At 71.5% G+C, this 22,539-nt stretch carries 22 protein-coding genes; all 22 read right to left on the bottom strand.

Annotated features, from left to right (window positions below):
- Positions 1 to 49: 49 nt before the first annotated feature.
- The 22 genes from hisF to aroC all read right to left on the bottom strand — a co-directional run bounded on the left by hisF (position 50) and on the right by aroC (position 22,462).
- Positions 50 to 856 carry an imidazole glycerol phosphate synthase subunit HisF gene (gene hisF, locus QRN23_RS10210; RefSeq protein WP_192123637.1) on the bottom strand — a complete coding sequence of 269 codons (807 nt, stop codon included), beginning with the start codon at positions 854 to 856 and terminating at the stop codon, positions 50 to 52.
- Positions 857 to 858: 2 nt separating this feature from the next.
- Positions 859 to 1,698 (bottom strand): ATP phosphoribosyltransferase, encoded by an 840-nt coding sequence (hisG, locus tag QRN23_RS10215; RefSeq protein ID WP_285063494.1) that lies wholly within the window; start codon positions 1,696 to 1,698, stop codon positions 859 to 861.
- Between the two features lie 64 nt (positions 1,699 to 1,762).
- Positions 1,763 to 2,026, bottom strand: coding sequence for a phosphoribosyl-ATP diphosphatase (locus tag QRN23_RS10220; RefSeq protein ID WP_043592769.1), 264 nt, complete (start codon positions 2,024 to 2,026; stop codon positions 1,763 to 1,765).
- Positions 2,023 to 2,688: a ribulose-phosphate 3-epimerase gene (gene rpe, locus QRN23_RS10225; protein ID WP_192123634.1), complete on the bottom strand. Its 666-nt coding sequence runs from the start codon at positions 2,686 to 2,688 to the stop codon at positions 2,023 to 2,025. The genes QRN23_RS10220 and rpe overlap by 4 nt, the downstream gene beginning before the upstream one ends.
- Before the next feature lie 9 nt (positions 2,689 to 2,697).
- A complete protein-coding gene (locus QRN23_RS10230; RefSeq protein WP_192123632.1) occupies positions 2,698 to 4,068 on the bottom strand; it encodes an RsmB/NOP family class I SAM-dependent RNA methyltransferase in 1,371 nt (456 codons plus the stop codon).
- On the bottom strand, positions 4,065 to 5,048 hold the full coding sequence (gene fmt / locus QRN23_RS10235; protein ID WP_192123630.1) for a methionyl-tRNA formyltransferase: 984 nt from the start codon (positions 5,046 to 5,048) through the stop codon (positions 4,065 to 4,067). The genes QRN23_RS10230 and fmt overlap by 4 nt, the downstream gene beginning before the upstream one ends.
- 15 nt (positions 5,049 to 5,063) lie before the next feature.
- Complete coding sequence (locus QRN23_RS10240; protein WP_285063495.1) at positions 5,064 to 7,139, bottom strand: primosomal protein N' family DNA-binding protein; 2,076 nt, start codon at positions 7,137 to 7,139, stop codon at positions 5,064 to 5,066.
- Positions 7,140 to 7,141: 2 nt separating this feature from the next.
- Positions 7,142 to 8,374 carry a methionine adenosyltransferase gene (gene metK, locus QRN23_RS10245; RefSeq protein ID WP_056045305.1) on the bottom strand — a complete coding sequence of 411 codons (1,233 nt, stop codon included), beginning with the start codon at positions 8,372 to 8,374 and terminating at the stop codon, positions 7,142 to 7,144.
- A 120-nt stretch (positions 8,375 to 8,494) separates the two neighbouring features.
- The gene (gene rpoZ / locus QRN23_RS10250) at positions 8,495 to 8,761 is read right to left on the bottom strand and encodes a DNA-directed RNA polymerase subunit omega (RefSeq protein WP_056045308.1); all 267 of its coding nucleotides are present in this window, start codon (positions 8,759 to 8,761) and stop codon (positions 8,495 to 8,497) included.
- A gap of 77 nt (positions 8,762 to 8,838) precedes the next feature.
- Positions 8,839 to 9,753, bottom strand: coding sequence for a guanylate kinase (gene gmk / locus QRN23_RS10255; RefSeq protein ID WP_056045311.1), 915 nt, complete (start codon positions 9,751 to 9,753; stop codon positions 8,839 to 8,841).
- On the bottom strand, positions 9,741 to 10,595 hold the full coding sequence (gene pyrF / locus QRN23_RS10260) for an orotidine-5'-phosphate decarboxylase (RefSeq protein WP_277959237.1): 855 nt from the start codon (positions 10,593 to 10,595) through the stop codon (positions 9,741 to 9,743). The genes gmk and pyrF overlap by 13 nt, the downstream gene beginning before the upstream one ends.
- Positions 10,592 to 13,867 carry a carbamoyl-phosphate synthase large subunit gene (carB, locus tag QRN23_RS10265; protein ID WP_056045319.1) on the bottom strand — a complete coding sequence of 1,092 codons (3,276 nt, stop codon included), beginning with the start codon at positions 13,865 to 13,867 and terminating at the stop codon, positions 10,592 to 10,594. Before carB ends, pyrF begins: the two co-directional genes overlap by 4 nt.
- Complete coding sequence (gene carA / locus QRN23_RS10270) at positions 13,867 to 15,051, bottom strand: glutamine-hydrolyzing carbamoyl-phosphate synthase small subunit (protein WP_123570094.1); 1,185 nt, start codon at positions 15,049 to 15,051, stop codon at positions 13,867 to 13,869. Before carA ends, carB begins: the two co-directional genes overlap by 1 nt.
- Positions 15,044 to 15,565, bottom strand: a complete 522-nt coding sequence (locus QRN23_RS10275) for a PH-like domain-containing protein (protein ID WP_056045324.1) — start codon at positions 15,563 to 15,565, stop codon at positions 15,044 to 15,046. The genes carA and QRN23_RS10275 overlap by 8 nt, the downstream gene beginning before the upstream one ends.
- Positions 15,562 to 16,932 carry a dihydroorotase gene (locus QRN23_RS10280; RefSeq protein WP_123570096.1) on the bottom strand — a complete coding sequence of 457 codons (1,371 nt, stop codon included), beginning with the start codon at positions 16,930 to 16,932 and terminating at the stop codon, positions 15,562 to 15,564. The genes QRN23_RS10275 and QRN23_RS10280 overlap by 4 nt, the downstream gene beginning before the upstream one ends.
- A complete protein-coding gene (locus tag QRN23_RS10285) occupies positions 16,929 to 17,885 on the bottom strand; it encodes an aspartate carbamoyltransferase catalytic subunit (RefSeq protein WP_056045330.1) in 957 nt (318 codons plus the stop codon). Before QRN23_RS10285 ends, QRN23_RS10280 begins: the two co-directional genes overlap by 4 nt.
- Entirely contained in the window at positions 17,882 to 18,475 is a 594-nt protein-coding gene (gene pyrR / locus QRN23_RS10290; RefSeq protein ID WP_056045333.1) for a bifunctional pyr operon transcriptional regulator/uracil phosphoribosyltransferase PyrR, read from the bottom strand. Before pyrR ends, QRN23_RS10285 begins: the two co-directional genes overlap by 4 nt.
- Positions 18,476 to 18,596: 121 nt before the next feature.
- Positions 18,597 to 19,007 carry a transcription antitermination factor NusB gene (nusB, locus tag QRN23_RS10295; RefSeq protein WP_043592748.1) on the bottom strand — a complete coding sequence of 137 codons (411 nt, stop codon included), beginning with the start codon at positions 19,005 to 19,007 and terminating at the stop codon, positions 18,597 to 18,599.
- 3 nt (positions 19,008 to 19,010) lie between these two features.
- Entirely contained in the window at positions 19,011 to 19,574 is a 564-nt protein-coding gene (efp, locus tag QRN23_RS10300) for an elongation factor P (RefSeq protein ID WP_043592746.1), read from the bottom strand.
- An 85-nt stretch (positions 19,575 to 19,659) separates the two neighbouring features.
- Positions 19,660 to 20,748, bottom strand: coding sequence for a 3-dehydroquinate synthase (gene aroB, locus QRN23_RS10305; RefSeq protein ID WP_056045338.1), 1,089 nt, complete (start codon positions 20,746 to 20,748; stop codon positions 19,660 to 19,662).
- Positions 20,745 to 21,224 carry a shikimate kinase gene (locus QRN23_RS10310; protein ID WP_159828566.1) on the bottom strand — a complete coding sequence of 160 codons (480 nt, stop codon included), beginning with the start codon at positions 21,222 to 21,224 and terminating at the stop codon, positions 20,745 to 20,747. Before QRN23_RS10310 ends, aroB begins: the two co-directional genes overlap by 4 nt.
- Positions 21,225 to 21,256: 32 nt before the next feature.
- A complete protein-coding gene (aroC, locus tag QRN23_RS10315; protein WP_123570099.1) occupies positions 21,257 to 22,462 on the bottom strand; it encodes a chorismate synthase in 1,206 nt (401 codons plus the stop codon).
- Positions 22,463 to 22,539: the final 77 nt, after the last annotated feature.

Here is a 22,539-nt window from a genome sequence, read left to right on the forward strand (position 1 = left end):
GATGCGATGTCGGCTGGTCGGCTGCGGACCGGTGCGGTGACGGCCCGCCTCAGCGGACGACGGCCCCCGACCGGGCCAGCTCGTCCTTGACCTGGCCGATGGTGAGTTCGCCGTTGTGGAAGACCGACGCCGCGAGCACGGCGTCGGCACCCGCCTCGATGGCCGGGGCGAAGTGCTCGAGCCGACCCGCCCCTCCGGACGCGACGACCGGCACCCGGCTGAGCTCGCGCATGGCGCGGACGAGTTCGAGGTCGAAGCCCTGCTTGGTGCCGTCGGCGTCGATCGAGTTGACGAGCAGCTCGCCCGCCCCGCGTTCGATGGCCTCACGCGCCCAGGCGAGCGCGTCGAGGGTCGTCTCGGTGCGACCGCCGTGGGTCGTGACGACGAAGCCGGAGGGAGTGCCGCTCGAACGCTTGACGTCGAGCGAGAGGACGACCGCCTGGGCTCCGAACCGGTCGGCGATCTCGCCGATCAGGTCGGGCCGCGCGATGGCGGCGCTGTTCACGCCGATCTTGTCGGCCCCCGCCGCCTGCAGCCGGGCGACGTCGTCGGTGGTGCGCACGCCGCCCCCGACCGTCAGCGGGATGAAGACCTGCTCGGCCGTCGCCCGGACGACGTCGTAGGTCGTCGACCGCTCGTCGACCGTGGCGGTGACGTCGAGGAAGGTGATCTCGTCGGCACCCTGCTCGTAGTACGTGCGGGCCAGCTCGACCGGATCGCCCGCGTCGCGCAGGTCGAGGAAGTTGACGCCCTTCACCACGCGGCCGGCGGCCACGTCGAGGCACGGGATGACCCGGACGGCGAGGGAGGCGTCGGCGGCGACCGCGCCGGGGACGACCGCGTCGTCGGCGGTCACGGCTACAGCCTCGCGGCGTGGATCGGGCTGACCAGGATCGCCCGGGCGCCGAGGTCGTAGAGGGCGTCCATGACCTGGTTGGTGTCGGGCCGAGGGACCATCACGCGGACGGCGGCCCAGTCGCGGTCGTGCAGCGGGGAGACGGTGGGCGACTCCATGCCGCCGGCGACGGCGGTCGCGGCGTCCAGCTTGTCGACCGGGACGTCGTAGTCCATGAGGACGTACTGCCGGGCCACGAGGACGCCCTGCAGGCGACGGTGGAGGACCGCCAGACCGTCCACCTCGGCGTCGGACGAGATGAGGACGGCCGTCGACTCGAGGATGACCGGCCCGAAGATCTCGAGCCCGGCCGCACGCAGGGTCGCACCGGTCGACACGACGTCGGCCACGGCGTCCGCGACGCCCAGCTGCACGGCGCTCTCGACCGCTCCGTCGAGCGGCACGAGGGTCGCGGTCACGCCGTGGCTCTCGAGGAACGAGCCGACGAGGCCGGCGTAGCTCGTCGCGACCCGGGTGCCCTGCAGCTGACGGAGGTCGGCGAAACGGCCGGGAGGGCCCGCGAAACGGAAGGTCGAGCCGCCGAAGTCGAGGGGTGCGACCTCGTGTGCCGGCGAGTGCGAGTCGAGCAGCAGGTCGCGACCCGTGATGCCCACGTCGAGGGCGCCCGACCCCACGTAGGTCGCGATGTCGCGCGGGCGGAGGTAGAAGAACTCGACGCCGTTGCGCGGGTCCTCGACGTGGAGGGTCTTGGGGTCTCGGCGACCGGTGTAGCCGGCCTCGGCGAGCATGGCGGAGGCGGTCTCGCTGAGCGATCCCTTGTTGGGCACTGCGACGCGGAGCATGGGGTTCTCTGTCTGCTGGGGTGCCGCGCGAGCGGCGTGACGAACGGGGGTGACGGAGGCCGACTCAGAGATGTCGGTAGACGTCGGCCGGGGTGATGCCCTTGGCGATCATCATGACCTGCAGGTGGTAGAGCAGCTGGGAGATCTCTTCGGCGGTCGCGACGTCGCCCTCGTACTCGGCGGCCATCCAGACCTCGGCGGCCTCTTCGACGATCTTCTTGCCGATCTGGTGCACGCCGGCGTCGAGTTCGGCCACGGTGCCCGACCCCTCGGGCCGGTCGCGGGCCTTGTCGCTGAGCTCGAGGTACAGGTCGTCGAAGGATTTCACGACGTCAAGGCTACCGTCGCGGCGGCGGCCCGGAGTGCAGCGATGTTGTCGACGGGCGACCCACCGTAGACGGCGGACCCGGCGACCACCGTGTCGGCACCGTTCTCGACGGCCGTGACGATGGTCTCGGTCGTGATGCCGCCGTCGACCTCGAGCCACACGTCGAGCCCGGAGGCGCGCACGGCCTCACGGGCACGGGCCAGCTTGGCCATCGTCTCGGGCATGAAGGACTGCCCGCCGAAGCCCGGCTCGACCGTCATGACGAGGATCATGTCGTACGAGTCGAGGGTCTGGAGGTAGGGCTCGAGGTCGGTGCCCGGCTTCACGGCGACGGAGGCGCGGGAGCCGTTGCTGCGGATGGCCTGCGCCGTCGAGACGGGATCGGACGCCGCCTCGGCGGAGAAGGTCACCGAGAAGGCGCCCGTCTCGGCGTAGCGGGGTGCCCAGCGGTCGGCGTCGTCGATCATCAGGTGCAGGTCGAGCGGTACGGGGCTGACCTCGCCGAGACGCTGCACGACGGGGAGTCCGAGGGTGAGGTTGGGCACGAAGTGGCCGTCCATCACGTCGACGTGCACGAGGTCGGCGGTCGAGATGCGCTCGAGGTCGCGCTCGAGGTTCGCGAAGTCGGCCGAGAGGATGCTGGGGCTGATGCGGATCGACACGGGACGAGCCTACCGTCCGGCACGTTTCTCGATCAGGGCGACGAACATGGCGTCGGTGCCGTGACGGTGCGGCCAGAGCTGGACGAACGGTGCCGACGCCAGGTCGACGGCGCGGCCGGCGATGCGCTCGACGCCGGCCGTCGCGTCGAGCAGGACGAGATCGTCGTCGCGGCCTCGGAGGCCCGCCTCGACGACTCCGCGCGTCTCGGCCGTGTGCGGGGAGCAGGTCACGTAGGCCAGGACTCCCCCGGGCGCCAGCGCGTCCAGGGCGCTGGCGAACAGGCGCGACTGGAGGGCCGTGAGCTGACCGACGTCGGCCGGCTGCTTGCGCCACCGGGCCTCGGGTCGCCGCCGCAGGGCCCCGAGACCGGTGCAGGGGGCGTCGAGCAGGATGCGGTCGAAACCTCCGGGCCGTTCCGCCCCGAAGCGGGTGGCGTCACCCTCGAGGACCTCGACGTCGCCCGGGACGGCCTCGAGCGCCTGTCGGACGAGCCCCGCCCGTGCCGGGACGAGCTCGTTGGCGACGAGGTGGGCACCCGCCCGAGCGGCCTCGGCACCGAGCAGGGCGGCCTTGCCGCCGGGCCCGGCGCACATGTCGAGCCACCGTTCTCCGGGTGTGGCGGGGCGGTGGCGGCTGAGGAGGAGTGCGGCGAGCTGCGACCCTTCGTCCTGCACGCGGGCACGCCCCTCGCGGACGGCCGTCTGCTGGGCCGGATCACCCCCACCGCTCGTCGCCGCCAGCGGCGACAGGCGCCCGCTCGGGGCGCCGAGCTCGGACACCTCGGCGAGGCCCGGCAGGGCGACGAGGCTGACCTTCGGGGCGTCGTTGTCGGCCGACAGCAGATCGACGAGCTCGCCCTCCCGCCCCTCGGCGGCCAGCGAACGACGGAACGCCCGCACCACCCAGGCGGGGTGCGACCACTCCGCGGCCAGACGGTCGTCGTCCCCGGTCGTGCCGGCCAGGACCCGCTCGCGCCACTCGTCGGGCGTCGACCGCGAGATGGTGCGCAGGACGCCGTTGACGAATCCGGTCCCCGATCGGCTGCCCACCTGACGCGCGAGCTCGACGCTCTCGTCGACGGCGGCGTGGACGGCCACGCGCGTCGAGAGGAGCTGGTGCGCGCCGAGGCGGAGGACGTCCAGGAGTGCCGGGTCGATCGCATCGGTGCCCCGACGGGCGGCCAGCGCGATGACGCGGTCGTAGTAGCCCCGGAGGCGCAGGGTGCCGTAGGTCAGTTCGGTCGCGAGCCCCGCGTCCTGGGCCCCAAGACGGGCCCGGACGATGCGCTGCGGCAGCAGGAGGTTGGCGTAGGCGTCGTCCTGCTCGACGGCCCGGAGGACGTCGAGGGCGACCTGGCGGGCGGGCTGGACTCGGCTCATGAGGTGCTCTTCGGGTCGGTGTCGGTGTCGGTGTCGGCCGGGACGGGCGGGGTGGGCGGGGTCACGCGACGGTCGACCCCGCGGGGCAGCCCCCGCCACCAGTCGGCCGCCGACATCTCTTTCTTGCCCGCCGGTTGCACCCGGACCAGCTCGACGGGCGAGGAGGCGGTGCCCAACAGCACACGGCGGCCCCGGGACTCGAGGCGACCGGCCTCGAGAGGTGCCTCGTCGTTCGACGTCGTCCGCGCCTCCGTGATCTTGAGGCCCGAGCCGTCGAGGTCGACGCGGGCGCCGGGCTCCGGCGTGACGCCTCGGAAACGGGCGATCACCTCGGTCGCCGGTCGCGAGGCGTCGAGGACGCCGTCGGCGAGGGTCAGCTTGGGGGCGAGCGTGACCGCGCCGGTCTGGGGCGTCGCCGTGGCCGTGCCGTCGGCGAGGCGGTCGACGACGTCGACCAGCAGGCCGGCACCGGAACGCGCGAGCTCGGCGAGGAGCTGGCCTGCGGTCTCGGTGCCGTCGAGGAGGCGCTCGAGGGTGCCGTAGACGTCCCCCGCGTCGAGCTCGGGGACGAGCTGGAACACCGCGGCGCCCGACACGGCGTCGCCCGCCATGAGCGACCGCTGGACGGGGGCGGCGCCGCGCCAGGCGGGAAGGAGGGAGAAGTGCAGGTTGACCCAGCCGAGCCGGGGGGCGCCGAGGAGGGGCTCGCGGAGCAGGGCACCGTAGGCCACGACGACGCCGAGGTCGGGATCGAGCCCCGTGAGCTCGGCCGTGACCTCAGGCGTGATGCGGCGGGCCTTGACGACGCGGAGACCGAGGCGGTCGGCCTCGACGGCGACGGGGGTGGGGGTCAGGACACGTCTGCGTCCCTGCGGGGTGTCGTCGCGGGTCAGCACGGCGACGATCTCGTGAGGACCGTCGGCGAGGGCGGTGAGCGAGGGAACGGCAGCGGCGGGGCTGCCGGCGAAGACGAGGCGCATGGGGTTCCTGGCGGGTCAGTCGGCGAACGGCTCGACGTCGTCGAACCGCACTCTGAGTGTAGGGACGGCCCGCGCACGCTTCTGACCGAGCGCCTTGCGTCGGTCCGTGGCCGCCCGGATGACCTGGGAGCGGAGGGCCAGCGCCACGTCGTGACCGCGCGAGTAGTCGAAGCGGACGATGGCGCGGACGCCGGCGGACTCGACGTCCACCGGGCCGAGGGTCTCGGCACGGACTTCGTCGGGAAGGTCGTCGAGCGCACGCGCGACGGTGTCGACCGTGCCGGTCACGGTCGCCACTCGGACGGCCGGGGGGAAGCGCAGGACGCGACGGTCGGCGAGCTCCGAGGAGACGAAGCGGGCGAGCTCCCACGTCGCGAGGGCAGAGGCGATGGCGCCACCCACCCCGACCAGCACGACCGGGGCGCGACGTGCGGCCAGGGCCGTGGCGTTGGCCCACCAGCGGAGGCAGTCCTCCGCGACGCGGAGGCTCTCTCGGGCGAGCATGCGCTCACCGTCGAGCAGCAGCACGGCTCGGTAACCGCCGGCGGCGATCGGCTCGGCCCCGCGGGTCGCGACGACGATCGCCGGGTCGGCGTCGACGTGGGTCAGGGCCCTCGCGCCGTCCGAGACGATGACGCGCACCCCGGGGAACGCCTTGCCGAGTTCGTCGGCCGTCCGCGACGCGCCGGTGCCGACGGCCCGCATGCGCGTTCCCTCGCAGGTGCGGCAGTGCCACGAGACGGCCAGGGCGCCACACCAGGCGCAAGCCGGGGTCACCCCTCGCTCGCGTTGCTGGAGTGGGCCGTTGCAGCGCAGGCAGCGTGCCGTGTCGCCACAGTCGACGCAGGCCAGGCGTGGCGAGTAGCCGGGCGAGGCCACCTGGATCAGGACCGGTCCGTGCTCGACCGCGGCCCGCGCCTCGGCGTAGGCCGAGGAGGGGATGCGGGCCTGCGCGGCGAATCCGTCCGTGGCGGCCTGACGGACGGTCGGCACGACCCGGGGCTGGTAGCGCGGATCGGGACGCACCTCGGCCAGGAAGCCGATCTCGACCAGGCGCTGGACGTCGGTGCTGCGGGAGTGGCCGAGGAACACCAGGGCGCTGTCTTGTTGGGCCTGCCGGAGCAGCGCGGTGTCGCGGGCGTGCACGTACGGGGCGAGCGGCTCGCCGAAGGACGGGTCACCGTCGTCGAACACCACGACGACCCCGAGCCTGGCCGAGGGGGCGAGCAGGACGGACCGGTTGCCGACGACGACCACGGGCTCGTCGCCTCGGGCACGGAGGAGCGCTCGGTAGCGGTCGGCGTTCGACTGTCGGGAGTCGAGCCGGACGACGCGGTCGGGCGGGAGGACGGCGGCGAGGGCCTGGAGGACGTGCTCTTCGTCGCGGTAGTCGGGGACGGCGACCACGGCGTTGTCGCCTGCTCCGACGGCGACCGCGGCGAGCTGGGCGGCCGTGAGGGCCCAGTGACCCACCCATGCCCCGTCGGGCAGTTCGACCAGCAGCGGAACGGCGTCGACCGCCGCGCGACCGCGGGCCGCAACGAGCCCGGCGAGGTCGGTCGACCGATAGCCGACGACGACCGGGACGGGTTCGGGGTGGGCGTCGGCGTCGTGGTCGGGAGTCGAGGGTGCCACGGGAGCCACGGTCGGGGCAGTGAGGCCGGTGGGGCCGGAGGCCGGTGAGGACGAGTTGTCGGCGGCGGCCAGGTGGGCCTTCTCGACCCGGACCTGACGCGGTGGGATCGCGAGCCGCACGACGTCGCTGGCCGATCCGCCGGCCCGGTCGGCCACGGCGCGCGCGAGGCGCCACACCTCGGGTGCCAGGACCGACACGGTCGACACGACGTCTTCGATCTCGGACAGGTCGCCGCCGTGCTCGGACGACGACGCGACCTCGACGACGAAGCCGTCGGCGATGCGCCCGGCGGAGCGGAGCGGAACCTTGACGCGGATGCCCGGGGCGATCTGGTCGCGCAGCCGCTCGGGCACGGCGTAGTCGAACAACCGGTCGAGTTGCGGCAGCGGCGATTCGACCATCACCCGGACGACGCGCGGCACGCTGTCGACGGGGACGTCGGCGACCGCCGCCACGGTCAGAGCCCGGCGGCGGCCCGGAGGGCGTCGACGCGGTCGAGCGCCTCCCAGGTGAAGTCGGGCAGGTCGCGACCGAAGTGGCCGTAGGTCGACGTCGCCGCGTAGATCGGCCTCAGCAGGTCGAGGTCGCGGATGATCGCCGCCGGGCGGAGGTCGAACACGCTTTCGATGGCGGCCGTGATGACGTCGTCGCCGACGTGCCCGGTGCCGAAGGTCTCGACGTAGAGGCCGACGGGTGCGGCCCGCCCGATCGCGTAGGCCACCTGGAGTTCGAGCCGGTCTGCGAGGCCCGCGGCGACGGCGTTCTTGGCCACCCACCGCATGGCGTACGCGGCGGACCGGTCGACCTTCGAGGGGTCCTTGCCCGAGAACGCGCCCCCACCGTGACGGCTCGCCCCGCCGTAGGTGTCGACGATGATCTTGCGGCCGGTGAGTCCGGCGTCGCCCTGCGGGCCGCCGATCTCGAACCTGCCGGTCGGGTTGATGATGAACCGGGTGTCCGTGGACGAGAACCCTGCCTCGTCGAGGACGGGGCGGATGACGTGCTCGATGACGTCGGACTCGAGCTGAGCGCTCGAGACCGCAGGCGAGTGCTGGGTCGACAGGACGACGGTGTCGACGGTCGTGGGCACGACCCCGTCGTAGCCGACCGTCACCTGCGTCTTGCCGTCGGGCCGGAGGTAGTCGAGGGTGCCCGACTTGCGCACGGCCGCCAGTCGCTCGGCGAGCCGGTGGGCCAGCCACACGGGGAGCGGCATGAACTGGGGGGTCTCGTTGGTGGCGTAGCCGAACATGATGCCCTGGTCGCCGGCACCCTGGCGGTTGAGCAGGTCGTCGTCGCCGCCACGCGCCTCGAGGGCGGTGTCGACGCCCTGGGCGATGTCGGGCGACTGGGACCCGATCGACACCTCGACGCCGCAGGTACGGCCGTCGAAGCTCACGGCCGACGAGTCGTAGCCGATGCCCACGATGAGGTCGCGCACGATCGTGGGGATGTCGACGTAGCCCTTGGTGGTGACCTCGCCGGCCACGTGCACGAGTCCCGTGGTGACCATGGTCTCGACCGCGACCCGGCTGGCGGGGTCGACAGCCAGCAGCGCGTCGAGGATGCCGTCCGAGATCTGGTCGCAGATCTTGTCGGGGTGGCCCTCGGTGACCGACTCGGAGGTGAAGAGTCGAAGGGAGGTCGATGCCGTCGGGGCGGGGGCGGTCGTCGTGTCGGTCGGGGTCACGGTGTTCCTCTGGGTGTCGTTCTGGGTGGGGACGCGATGAGGCCCCGCGGGATGGACTCCCGGGGGCCTCGTCAGATGATAGGACCGACCACCGTCAGAGGGGCTGGTCGTGTCGCCCCGCTACTCGGAGGGGACGGCGAGCGGCTTCACCTCGAGCTTGTCCTCGTTGATCTCGTGCATCGCGACCGACAGGGGCTTGTCGTCGATGGAGCTGTCGACCAGGGGGCCGACGTTGTCGAAGAGGCTGCCCTCGTGCAGGTCGGCGTAGTAGTCGTTGATCTGACGCGCGCGCTTGGAGGCGAAGATGACGAGTGCGTACTTCGACTCGACCTTCGACAGCAGCTCGTCGATGGGGGGATCGATGATGCCCTGGTTCTTGTCGGCCATTGGTTGCTCCTCGTGTCGATGGGGGACGGTGCCGGCTCCGCTCGGGACGAGCGTGGGCACCAAGATGGGGGCGCGGGTCACGCGCGGGTGCGGCCCGGTTCGGGCGCAGTCATCAATTCTACGACCTCCCGGGCCGCTTCGGCCACGTCGTGGTTGACGACACGCGCGTCGAACTCGTCCTGGGCGGCCAGTTCGACCTTCGCGGTCTCGAGTCGGCGTTGCTGTTCGGCGGCGTCCTCGGTACCCCGACCGATGAGTCGACGGACGAGTTCGTCCCAGGTCGGGGGCAGCAGGAACACGAGCACGGCCTCGGGCATGGCGGCCCGGACGAGTCGAGCCCCCTGCAGGTCGATCTCGAGCAGCACGCTGCGCCCCTCGTTCAACGCGGCGTCCAACGGAGGGCGGGGCGTGCCGTAGCGGTACGAGTTGTGCACCGTGGCGTACTCGAGCAGTTCGCGGTCGCGGATCATGCGGTCGAACTCCGCGTCGTCCACGAAGTAGTAGTGGACCCCGTCGACCTCGCCGGGTCGCGGGGCACGGGTCGTCGCCGACACGCTGAGGTGCACGTCGGGGTAGTTCTCGCGGATGTAGGTCGAGACCGTGCCCTTGCCCACGGCCGTGGGGCCCGCCAGGACGACCAGCCGGGACCGGAGGCGTCCCTTCGACTCGCGGACGGCCAACCAGTCGCCGAGGATGCGGCGTTGCCTCACCCCGAGGCCGCCGACGCGCTTCGACTCGGCGATGCCGAGCTCGGTCATGATGCGGGCGACGCGGGTCGGACCGATGCCCGGGATGCTGGTGAGCAGTTCGCGGACCCTGAGCGACCCCTCGGGGCTCGTGGGTTCACCGGCCCAGGCGGACTCGGCGACGTCGAGGGCGCTGCGGGTCCGGGAGGCGACGGCGTTCTTGACGGCGGCACGACCGCGACGCGCGGCCACGGCGGCTCGGGCCGCCGCGGCACGGTCGACGGGAGGCGGGGTCAGACGAGGCACGAACGCACCTCGTCGGCATCACGACGGACCGCGTCGGCGAAGCCTTGCGGACCCGCCGAGAGGAGGGCTCGGGAGGCGGAGACGAGCACGGCACCGGCCGCGGGGCCGAAGAGCCGCGGCAGGTCGGCATAGGTCGCGCCCTGGTGGCCGAACCCCGGGGCGAGCACCGGCGTCGTCGTCAGTCGGGCGGCGTCGATGCCGTAGTCGTCGAGGTCGACGGTCGCGCCGAGCACGAGGCCGACGCTGCCGAACGGAGCGTCGCCCGCCGTCTGGTTGTCATGGAGCACGTCGTCGACGATACCGCTCGCGACGGTGCCCTCCGCGCCGTGGTCGTCCGTCCGGACGGCCGTCTGGGTGGCGAGGGCCTCGACGTTGGACGTCGCGGCCAGCACGAAGACGCCGGCGCCGACGGCCCGTGCCCGGGTGACCAGTCCGGTCATGGAGTCGAAGCCGAGATAGGGCGAGACCGTCAGCGCGTCGACCCGCAGCGGTGACGACGCGTCGAACCAGGCCTCGCCGTAGGCGTCCATCGTCGAGCCGATGTCGCCCCGCTTCGCGTCGCCGATCTGCACCAGGCCCCGCTCGCGACCGGCCTCGAGGACGTCTTCGAGGGCTGCGAACCCCGCGGAGCCCCACCGTTCGAAGAACGCGACCTGCGGTTTCACGATCGTCGCCGAGCCGACCAGACCGTCGAGGACGCGCAGGCCGAACTCACGGACACCCGAGGCGTCGGACGGCAGGCCCCACTGGTCGAGGAGGTAGGGATGCGGATCGATGCCGACGCAGAGCGGACCGGTCGCGGCGAAGGCCGCCGCGAGCCGGTCGCCGAACGACGAGCTCACCGTCGGGCCGCCCGGGCGAGGCCGTAGTCCTGCAGGCTCGTCACCTCGAGGTCGCTCTGGACGGCCTCGATGGAGGCGACGGCCGCACCGAGCTGGGCGATGGTCGTGAAGAGCGCCTTGTCCGCTGCGACCGTCGCCGCACGGATCTCGTAGCCGTCGGCCCGGGCGCTCGAGCCGCTCGGGGTGTTGATCACGATGTCGACCTCGTCGGCGTTGATCAGGTCGACGACCGAGTGGCCTCCGGCGCTGAACTTGTCGACGGTGTCGGCGTGGATGCCGTTGCGGACGAGGACGGTGGCCGTCCCCTCGGTCGCCAGGATGCGGAAGCCGAGCTGCTGGAGGCGCAGCACCGGCAACACGATGGCCCGCTTGTCACGATCGGCGACGCTGACGAAGACGGTGCCCGAGGTGGGGAGGCCGCCGTACGCCGCCGTCTGGCTCTTCGCGAACGCCCGGGGGAAGTCGCGGTCGATGCCCATGACCTCGCCCGTGGAACGCATCTCGGGGCTGAGGACGCTGTCGACGACCTGGCCCTCCTTCGTGCGGAACCGCTTGAAGGGGAGCACGGCTTCCTTCACCGAGATCGGCGAGTCGAGGGGGACGTCCGAGCCGTCCTGCTCCGGCAGCAGGCCGGTCTCCACGAGGTCGCGCACGCTGTGGCCGACCATGATGAGCGAGGCCGCCTTAGCCAACGGGATGCCGAGGGCCTTCGAGACGAAGGGCACCGTGCGGCTCGCCCGGGGGTTGGCCTCGATGACGTAGAGCACGCCGGCCGCGATCGCGAACTGCACGTTCAGCAGACCGGACACGCCGATGCCCTTCGCGATGGCGAGGGTCGCGTCGCGGACGCGGTCGATCTCGCCCTTCCCGAGCGTGACGGGCGGAAGGGTGCAGCTCGAGTCACCGGAGTGGATGCCAGCTTCCTCGATGTGCTCCATGATGCCGCCGACGTAGAGCTCGGTGCCGTCGTAGAGCGCGTCGACGTCGATCTCGACGGCGTCGTCCAGGAACCGGTCGACCAGCAGGGGTGCCTCCGGTCCGATGATGGCCTGGTCGGCGACCCGCTCGAAGTAGTCGGCGAGCGAGGGGCTGTCGTAGACGATCTCCATGCCGCGGCCACCGAGCACGTACGACGGGCGCACCAGCACCGGGTAGCCGATCTCTTCGGCGACGGCGACGGCGCTGTCGTAGTCGGTCGCCGTGCCGTTGCGCGGCGCGAGCAGGCCGGCGGCGTCGAGGATGCCCTGGAAGAGGCCTCGTTCTTCGGCCGAGTCGATCGCGTCGGGCGTCGTGCCGAGGATGGGCACGCCCGCGGCCTCCAGGCCCTTCGACAGGCCGAGGGCCGTCTGGCCGCCGAGCTGCACGACGACGCCGACGAGCTCGCCGCTGGCGCTCTCGGCGTGGACCACCTCGAGGACGTCCTCGAGGGTGAGCGGCTCGAAGTACAACCGGTCGCTCGTGTCGTAGTCGGTCGACACCGTCTCGGGGTTGCAGTTGATCATGATCGTCTCGAACCCGGCGTCGCTCAGGGCGAAGCTCGCGTGGACGCACGAGTAGTCGAACTCGACGCCCTGCCCGATGCGGTTCGGCCCGGAGCCGAGGATGATCACCTTGCGGCGATCGCTGGCCACGACCTCGGTCTCGGCGTCGTAGCTCGAGTAGTGGTACGGCGTCAGCGCGGGGAACTCCCCCGCGCAGGTGTCGACGGTCTTGAAGACGGGACGCACGTCGAGGGCGTGCCGGTGATCGCGGACCTGCTGCTCGGAGAGACCGCGCAACTGGCCGATCTGGTCGTCGCTGAAGCCGTGGTCCTTCGCGAGCACGAGCACGTCCGCGTCGAGCTCGGCCGCCGCGGCGACCTGCTCGGCGACCTCGTTGATCAACACGACCTGGTCGATGAACCAGGGGTCGATCTTCGTGGCGTCGAAGACCTGCTCGGCGGTGGCGCCGGCCCGCAGGGCCTGCTGGACGGTGACGATGCGGCCGTCCGTGGGCGTCGACGACAACGCGAGCAGCGCCTCCTCGTCTCCGGGCTCGCCCTGCCAGTGGAAGCTCGAGCCACGCTTCTCGAGCGACCGGAGCGCCTTCTGCAGCGCCTGCGTGAAGTTGCGGCCGAGGGCCATGGCCTCGCCCACGCTCTTCATCGTCGTGGTCAGCGTCGTGTCGGCCGCCGGGAACTTCTCGAAGGCGAACCGGGGCACCTTGACGACGACGTAGTCGAGCGTCGGCTCGAAGGAGGCGGGGGTCACCTTCGTGATGTCGTTCGGGATCTCGTCGAGACGGTACCCGAGGGCGAGCTTCGCCGCGATCTTGGCGATCGGGAAGCCGGTCGCCTTCGACGCCAGGGCGCTCGAGCGCGACACGCGGGGGTTCATCTCGATGACGATGACGCGGCCGTCCGCGGGGTCCACCGCGAACTGGATGTTGCAGCCGCCCGTGTCGACGCCCACGCGACGGATGATGTCGATGCTGATGTCGCGCAGGTTCTGGTACTCGCGGTCGGTGAGGGTGAGCGCCGGGGCGACGGTGATCGAGTCGCCGGTGTGGACGCCGACGGGGTCGACGTTCTCGATCGAGCAGACCACGACCGTGTTGTCGGCCGTGTCCCGCATCATCTCGAGCTCGTACTCCTTCCAGCCGAGGATGCTCTCCTCGAGGAGCACCTCGGTGGTCGGGCTCTGGTGCAGGCCGTCCGTGACCATGCGGACGAGCTCGTCACGGGTGTAGGCGAAGCCCGATCCGAGCCCGCCCATGGTGAACGAGGGCCGGATGACCAGCGGGTACCCGAGGTCTTCGGCGTACTCGACGGCCTGGTCGACCGTCGTGGCGATGTACGACTTGGCGACGTCGGCACCGGACTCCAGCACGAGCTTCTTGAAGAGCTGGCGGTCCTCGCCCTTCTGGATGGCCTCGACCTTGGCGCCGATCAACTCGACGCCGTGCTTGGCGAGGATGCCTTCTTCGTCGAGGGCGATGGCGGCGTTCAGGGCCGTCTGCCCGCCGAGGGTGGGCAGGATCGCGTCGGGGCGCTCCTTCACGATGATCGCCTCGAGCACCTCGGACGTGATGGGCTCGATGTACGTCGCGTCGGCGAAGTCGGGGTCGGTCATGATCGTGGCCGGGTTCGGGTTGACGAGGATGACCCGGACCCCTTCTTCACGCAGCACGCGGCACGCCTGGGTGCCCGAGTAGTCGAACTCGGCCGCCTGGCCGATGACGATCGGCCCGGAGCCGATCACGAGGACGGAGTTGATGTCGTCACGCTTGGGCATCAGTTGCTGCTTTCGATGTCGGAGCCGAAGTCGACGGCCTGGCCGTTCGTGCGGGCGACGACCGCCTCGCGGAAGCGGTCGAAGAGGTGGTTGCTGTCGTGGGGGCCCGCGGCGGCCTCGGGGTGGTACTGCACCGAGAACGCGGGGATGTCGAGGGCACGGAGGCCCTCGACGACCTGGTCGTTCAGGCTGTAGTGGCTGACCTCGACCCGGCCGAAGCCGGCCGGGGAGTCGAGGACGCCGTCGATGGGTGCGTCGACCGCGAAGCCGTGGTTCTGGCTGGTGATCTCGACCTTGTTCGTCGTCTTGTCGAGCACGGGTTGGTTGATGCCGCGGTGGCCGAAGGGCAGCTTGTACGTGCCGAATCCCAGGGCCCGGCCGAAGAGCTGGTTGCCGAAGCAGATGCCGAAGTAGGGCAGCCCGTCCCGCAGGGCACCCTGCAGCAGTTCGACCTGGGAGTCGCTCGCCGCGGGGTCGCCCGGGCCGTTCGAGTAGAAGAGGGCGTCGGGGGCGAGGGCACGGAGCTCGTCCAGGGTCGTGGACTGCGGCAGCACGTGCACCTCGAAGCCGCGCTGCGCGAGGTAGCGGAGCGTCGAGGTCTTCACGCCCAGGTCGAGCACCGCGACGGAGCCGATGCGGTCGCCCTCGGCGTGCAGGACGTACGGCTCGACCGTCGACACCTGGCTCGAGAGGTTGAGGCCGCGCATGTCCGCCCCGGCGGTGACGAGGGACAGCTGCTCGTCGGGGTCGAGCTCCGCGTCGGGCCCGCTGAAGACCCCGCCCTTCATCGAGCCGACTTCGCGCAGCCGGCGCGTGACGGCGCGGGTGTCGATGCCGCGGATGCCGACGATGCCGTCGGCGACGAGCTGGTCGTCGAGGCTGCCCTGCGCCCGGTGGTTCGAGACCACCCGGCTCGCGTCCCGCACGACGTACCCGGCGACCCAGATGCGGCGTGACTCGGGGTCCGTGTCGTTGACCCCCGTGTTGCCGATGTGCGGTGCCGTCATGACGACGATCTGCCCGGCGTACGACGGGTCGGTGAGGGTCTCCTGGTAGCCGGTCATGCCGGTCGCGAAGACGACCTCGCCGAGGGTGCGTCCGACGGCGCCGTAGGCACGACCCGTGTAGCGGGTGCCGTCGGCGAGGACCAGCACGGCCCTCTCGGTGGTGGAGGCGTCAGTCAATGGTCTTCTCCTTGGTGGTGCCGGCCCCGGGGGCCGTGGGGACGAGGGGGCGGATCGCGGCGACGACGGGTGCCGGGTCGTCGGTGATGCGCAGGTAGGTGTCGAGGTCGACGTCGCCGAGGCGCCAGCCGACGAGGACGAGGCCGTCCCGCTCGACGACGCGGTCGATTGTCCAGGTCGCACGGTCGACCCCCCGCAACGAGGAGGCGCGGATCAGCACGGCCGGTTCGCCCGCGATCTCGAGGCGCACGCCCTCGGCGTGGACGGACACGATCGCCCGACCGCGGAACCCGAGGCCGTGCACGACGACGCGGTCGAGCGGGTCACCGCCCCGTGACGTGGCGACGTAGAGGGCGTCGACGGCGAGGACGGGGGCCGAGAGGTCGTCGGGCGCCCGGTCGGGCGCGGGGATGTCGGACTGACGCCGCCCCCTGGCGCGCCAGGAGCGGGCCATCAGACCGATCAGCAGTCCGACGCCGACGAGGATGAGCGCGGCGATGATCCACTGGCTCATCGGGCGGGCGTCCCCTCGGAGGCGGCGAGGGCGGCGGCGCTGTCGACGAGTCGAGCCGCGTGGGCGACGACCTCGCTCTCGACGACGTTCCCGTCGACCACCGTCGCGTAGCCCTGGTGGAAGGTCGCCCGCACCTGTCCGGGCAGGACGCGACCGAGGTAGGGCGAGTTGCGGCTCTTGCCCGCGAGGTGCTCGGTCGAGAACGTGCGGGTCACCCCACGATCGTAGAGCGTGAGCTCGGCGGGCTCGCCCACGGCGAGGGGACGGCCGTGGCCGGCGACCTGCCCGATCTCGGCCGGGGCGATCGACATGACGCGGGCGACGTCGGCCCAGCCGACGAGCCCGGTGTCGACCATCGTGTGGTGGACGACCGACAGGGCCGACTCGAGGCCGACCATGCCGTTCGCGGCCGCATCCCACTCGCAGCACTTGGCCTCGGACGTGTGCGGGGCGTGGTCGGTGGCCACGATGTCGATCGTGCCGTCGGCCAGGGCGGCACGCAACGCCTCGACGTCTTCGGAGCGACGCAGCGGCGGATTGACCTTGAACCGTGAGTCGTAACCCGACACGAGGTCCTCCGTCAGCAGGAGGTGGTGCGGCGTCACCTCGGCCGTGACCTCGATGCCGCGCGACTTGGCCCAGCGGATGACCTCGACGCTGCCCGCCGTCGACACGTGGCAGACGTGCAGTCGGGCGCCGACGTGGTCGGCGAGCAGGACGTCGCGGGCGATGATCGCCTCTTCGGCGACCGCGGGCCAGCCTCCCAGGCCCAGTTCGGCCGACAGTGCGCCCTCGTTCATCTGGGCGCCCTCCGTGAGCCTCGGCTCCTGGGCGTGCTGGGCGAGGACTCCCCCGAACCCCTTGATGTACTCGAGGGCCCGACGCATCAGCAACGGGTCGGCGACGCAGGAACCGTCGTCGGAGAAGACCCGGACGGCGGCCCGCGAGCGGGCCATGGCACCGATCTCGGAGAGGTGGGTCCCCTTCAGCCCCTGGCTCACGGCACCGATCGGGCGGACGGTCACGAAGCCGGCCCGCTCCCCCAGCGCCTGCACCTGTTCGACGACCCCCGCGGTGTCGGCCACCGGCGACGAGTTCGCCATGGCGTTGACCGCGGTGTACCCGCCGGCGGCCGCTGCGCGCGATCCGGTCAGGACGGTCTCGCTGCCCTCGCCCCCCGGCTCGCGCAGGTGGGTGTGGAGGTCGACGAGGCCGGGGAGCAGGAGCAGGCCGTCGGCGTCGGTGACCGTCGCACCGGCGGCGGTGAGGCCGGTGCCGAGTTCGGCGACGACGCCGTCACGGACGACGACGTCGGTGCGGGTGCCGTCGACGGTCTCGGCGCCCCGGATGAGGTGGGTGGTGGTCACGATGCGTCCTCCCGGTCGCCGGCGAGGGTGAGGTAGAGCACGGCCATGCGGACGGCCACGCCGTTCGTGACCTGCTCACGGACGGTGGACCGCGGCGAGTCGGCGGCCTCGTCGCTGATCTCGAGGCCGCGGTTCATGGGGCCGGGGTGCATGACGAGCGTGGACTCGGGCAGAGCCCGGAACCGCATCGCACCCAGCCCCCAGGACCGGGCGTACTCGCGGGGATTGGGGAAGAACGCGTCGTTCATGCGCTCCTGTTGGATGCGCAGCATCATGACGACGTCCGGTCGCACCTCGGCCAGGGCCTCGTCGAGGTCGTAGCGGACGGAGACGCCGAAGCGGCTGACGTCCACCGGGATCAGCGTGGGAGGCGCGACCACCGTGACGTGCGCCCCGAGCGTCCGCAACAACCACGCGTTGGAACGGGCCACCCGCGAGTGCAGGATGTCACCGACGATCATCACCTCGACGCCGTCGAGGTCGCGCCCCCGGCTCGCCGCGCCGTGGACGCGCCGGCGGATCGTGAACGCGTCGAGCAGGGCCTGCGTGGGGTGTTCGTGGGTGCCGTCGCCGGCGTTGACGATGCCGGCGTCCACCCAGCCGCTGTCGGCCAGCACACGAGGTGCGCCGCTCGACGGGTGGCGGATCACGATGCCGTCGGCCCCCATGGCGGCGAGGGTCTGGGCCGTGTCCTTCAGGGACTCGCCCTTGGAGACGCTCGACCCCTTGGCGGCGAAGTTGATGACGTCCGCACTGAGCCGCTTGGCGGCGGCCTCGAACGAGATGCGCGTGCGGGTGCTGTCCTCGTAGAACAGGTTGACGACCGTGATGCCGCGGAGCGTCGGCAGCTTGCGCACCTCGCGGGTGGCGACGTCCGCCATGTCCTCCGCGACGTCGAGGACGCGGATCGACTCGTCGCGCGAGAGGTCGGCGGTGCTGAGCAGGTGCCTCATCGGTTCGCCCCCGGGGTGGTGACGGGCGCGGAGGCGGCCCCCGCGCCTCCTGCGGTCGTGGCGTCGTCGATGGCGACGAGTTCGTCGTCGTCGACGCCGTGCAGCCGCACGAAGATGCGCTCGACGGTCGAGGTCGGCAGGTTCTTGCCCACGAAGTCGGCACGGATGGGCAGTTCTCGGTGGCCGCGGTCGACGAGGACCGCGAGGCGGACGGCCCGGGGCCGACCGATCGAGCTCAGGGCGTCCAACGCGGCACGGATGGTACGGCCCGAGTAGAGGACGTCGTCGACGAGGACGACGGTCTTGCCGTCGATGCCGCCGGAGGGCACCGAGGTGGGGCGGGGCGACCGGGTGGGCTGGCGCCGGAGGTCGTCCCGGTACATCGTCACGTCGACGGACCCCACGGGAACGGTGCTCCCCGAGATGGACGAGAGGGTCGCGGCGAGCCGATCGGCGAGCACGACCCCCCGCGTCGGGATGCCCAGGACGACCAGGTCGTCGGCACCTTTGTTCGACTCGAGGATCTCGTGCGAGATGCGCGTGAGGGCACGCGCGATGTCAGCCTGACTCAGCACGGTACGGGTGCTCAATCGGACCTCCTTCCCCGCCTCTCGGGACGGAATTTAAAGGATGTCGGTGTGGGTCGCTCAACCCTAGCGGTTCGTCGGACGCCCGACGAGCCGGCCGGCGACGACGGCGGCCGGTCGGCGGTCAGTCCGCGGTCGCGATCCGACCGAGCAGTCCGTTGACGAACGAGGCGGAGTCGTCGGTGCTGAGGGTCTGGGCCAGTTCGACGGCCTCGCTGATCGCCACGGCGTCGGGGATCTCGTCGTTGTGACGCAGCTCCCAGATGCCGATCCTGATGATGCCGCGGTCGAGGGTGGGCATGCGCGCGAGGGTCCAGCCCTGCGAGTACGTCTCGATCAGTTCGTCGATCTCGTCGCGGTGGTCGATGACGCCCTGCACGATGTCGCGCGCATAGCCCCAGCTCGAACCCCGCTCGGGCTGGTCGAGGGCCCGCTGGGTCTCGGCGACGAGCGCGTCGGTCATGCTGATCTGTCGGATGTCGGCGACGTACAGGACGTCGAGGGCGCGCTTGCGCGCCTTGGTGCGTGCGCTCACCGACTAGTCGTTGACGCGGCCGAGGTAGCCGCCGTCGCGGGTGTCGACCTTGACCTTGGTGCCGGTCTCGAGGAACAGCGGTACCTGGATCTCGTAGCCGGTCTCGACGGTGGCGGGCTTCGTCCCGCCGGTCGAGCGGTCGCCCTGGAGGCCGGGCTCGGTGTACGTGACCTCGAGGATGACCGAGGCGGGCAACTCGATGTACAGCGGGTCGCCGTCGTGCAGGGCCATCTGCACGTTCTGGTTCTCGAGCATGAAGTTCTTCGCGTCGCCGACGATCGTGGCGGGCACGTTGATCTGGTCGTAGTCGCTCGTGTCCATGAACACGTAGCCGTCGGCCTCGGCGTAGAGGTACGTGTACTCACGACGGTCCACGTTGGCGAAATCGATCTTGGTGCCCGCGTTGAACGTCTTGTCGACGACCTTGCCCGACATCACGTTCTTCATCTTGGTGCGGACGAACGCGCCACCCTTGCCCGGCTTGACGTGCTGGAACTCGATGACGTTCCAGAGTTGACCGTCGAGGTTGAGGACGGCACCGTTCTTGATGTCGTTGGTAGTCGCCATGCGCGGATGATCCGTTCGGGGTGGTGGGAGGTCGGCCGGAATCGGCCATCGTCGAGTGTAGCGGACGCCCCGAAGGGCCGAAGGGCTACGAACCGATCTCTTGGTACGCCGCGAAGAGCAGGCTCTGGTCGGGCCCCTGCAGCACGGTGGGCCGACCGATCTCGTCCAGGACGATGAAGCGCAACAGGCCCGCGCGGGCCTTCTTGTCCCGTTGCATGGTGGCGAGCAGGGTGTTCCAGCGCCCGAGCGGATACGACACGGGAAGGGTCAGCGACTCGAGGATGCGGCGATGACGGTCGACCGCCTCGTCGGACAGCCGGCCGGTCAGGCGGGCGAGTTCTGCGGCGAACACCATGCCCACGGACACCGCAGCCCCGTGGCGCCACTGGTAACGCTCGGCGTGTTCGACGGCGTGGCCGAGGGTGTGGCCGTAGTTCAGGATCTCGCGCAGGCCCTGCTCGGTGAGGTCTTCGCCCACGACGCGGGCCTTCAGCCCGATCGCCAGTTCGACCACCCGCCGGAACTCCGGCGTGGTCGGGTCGGTCGCCCGGTCGACGTCCGCCTCGACGATGTCGAGGATCTCGGGTTCGGCGATGAACCCGACCTTCACGACCTCGGCGAAGCCGGCGAGGATCTCGTTCTTCGAGAGCGTGTCGAGGTGGTCGAGGTCGGCGAGCACCGCCACCGGCGGGTGGAAGACACCGACGAGGTTCTTGCCCTCGGCCGTGTTCACTCCGGTCTTGCCGCCGACGCTCGCGTCGACGAGCCCCAGCACGCTGGTCGGCATCTGGACCAGCGGGACGCCTCGGAGCCAGGTGCCGGCGACGAAGCCGGCCAGGTCGGTGATCGCCCCGCCGCCGAGACCGATGACGGCGTCGGTGCGGGTGAAGTCGGCCTGGCCCAGCACCTGCCAGCAGAAGGCGGCGACCTCGACGCGCTTGGCGTCCTCGGCGTCGGGCACCTCGGCGATGAGGGCCTCGTAGCCGGCCGCCACGAGCGCGTCGCGGACCTCTCCGGCCTTGCGGCCCAAGGTGGGGGCGTGGACGATCAGCACCTTCTTGGTCTGCGGGTGCAGGACCGCCGGCAGGTGGCCGGTGAGGCCCCGACCGATCAGGACGTCGTACGGGGCGTCTCCCCCGACGTGGATGGTGGTGGTGTCGGTCGCGTCGGTCATGCGGTGCCTCTCTCGGAGTCGAGCCAGGTCTCGATGTCGTCGACGACGGTCGAGACGGGTCGGTGGGACGTGTCGAACACGGCGGACGCCAGTGCCCGGTAGACCGGATCGCGCTCGGCGGCGATGGCTCGCCAGGCCTCGATCCCGCCCCTCTGCAGCAGCGGCCGGGTGCTCCCGGCCAGCCTCGACTCGACGGCCTCCGCCGTCACGGTCAGCAGGACGACGGGCAACCCGGACAAGGAGGCGCGAGTGCGTTCGTCGAGGACGGCTCCCCCGCCCAGCGACACCACCCCGTCGCCGGTCAGGGCCTCGAGCACGGCCTCGTGTTCGAGTGCCCGGAAGTGGGCCTCGCCGTGACGGTCGAACAGGTCGGCGATGGGCCCGTGCCGCCGGACGACGAGACGGTCGCTGTCGACGAACGGGACGCCGAGACGACGGGAGAGCTTCTTGCCGATGCTCGTCTTGCCCGCCCCCATGGGCCCGATCAGGACGACCGGCCGCGCGACCGTCACTCGGCGGCGGACGCCGGCTGAGTCCGCAGGTTCTCGGGGATGGCGTCGAGGTAGCCCCGCAGGTTGCGCGCCGTCTCGCCCAGCGAGTCGCCGCCGAACTTCTCCAGGATCGAGTTCGCGAGGACGAGGGCGACCATCGACTCGGCGACGACGCCGGCGGCCGGGACCGCGCAGACGTCCGAGCGCTGGTGGTGCGCCTTGCTCTCTTCGCCGCTCGTGACGTCGACGGTGGCCAGCGCCCGGGGCACGGTCGCGATGGGCTTCATGCCGGCACGCACGCGGAGGACCGTGCCGGTGCTCATGCCCCCCTCGGTGCCGCCGGCTCTGTCGGTGTCACGCGAGATGACCCCTCCCGTGCGGTGGAGCTCGTCGTGGGCGACGGAACCGCGCCTCCGGGTGGTCTCGAAGCCGTCGCCGACCTCGACTCCCTTGATCGCCTGGATGCCCATCAACGCGGCGGCCAGCTGCGAGTCGAGACGGCGGTCCCACTGGACGTGCGAACCGAGCCCGGGCGGCACCCCGTAGGCGAGCACCTCGACGACGCCGCCCAGGGTGTCGCCGTCTTTCTTGGCGGCCTCGACCTCGTCGACCATGAGGGCGCTGGTCGCCTGGTCGAAGCAGCGCAACGGGTCGTCGTCGAGACGGTCCACGTCCGTCGGGACGGGCACCGGGCTGCCGTCGGGCACGCGCACGGGCCCGATCGACAGGGTGTGGCTGACGAGCTCGATGCCGAGCTCGGCGAGGAACGACCGGGCGACGGCTCCGAGCGCGACGCGCGCTGCCGTCTCGCGTGCGCTCGCCCGCTCGAGGATGGGACGGGCCTCGTCGAAGTCGTACTTCTGCATGCCGACGAGGTCGGCGTGGCCGGGACGGGGTCGGGTGAGGGGCGCGCTCCGCCCCCGGGAGGCCTCACTCACCTCGACGGGCTCGGGGTTCATCACCTCGACCCACTTCGGCCATTCGGTGTTGCCGATCCGCAGGGCCACGGGGCTCCCCATGGTCAGACCGTGACGGACGCCGCCCGAGATGTTGAGTTCGTCCTGCTCGAACTTCATGCGGGAACCGCGGCCGTAGCCCAGTTTGCGTCGGGCGAGGTCGGCACGGATCGCGTCGAGCGACACCGGCACGCCGGCCGGCAGCCCTTCGAGGACGGCGACGAGCTCGGGCCCGTGAGATTCTCCAGCGGTCAACCAACGAAGCATGGTGTCGATCTTCCCACAGAGAGAGGGGCCGATCGACCGTGTGACGGTCGATCGGCCCCTCGGGACCGGTGGGTCGG

It is taken from the genome of Frigoribacterium sp. ME-P-080 (assembly GCF_030209595.1).
Lineage (GTDB): Bacteria > Actinomycetota > Actinomycetes > Actinomycetales > Microbacteriaceae > Frigoribacterium.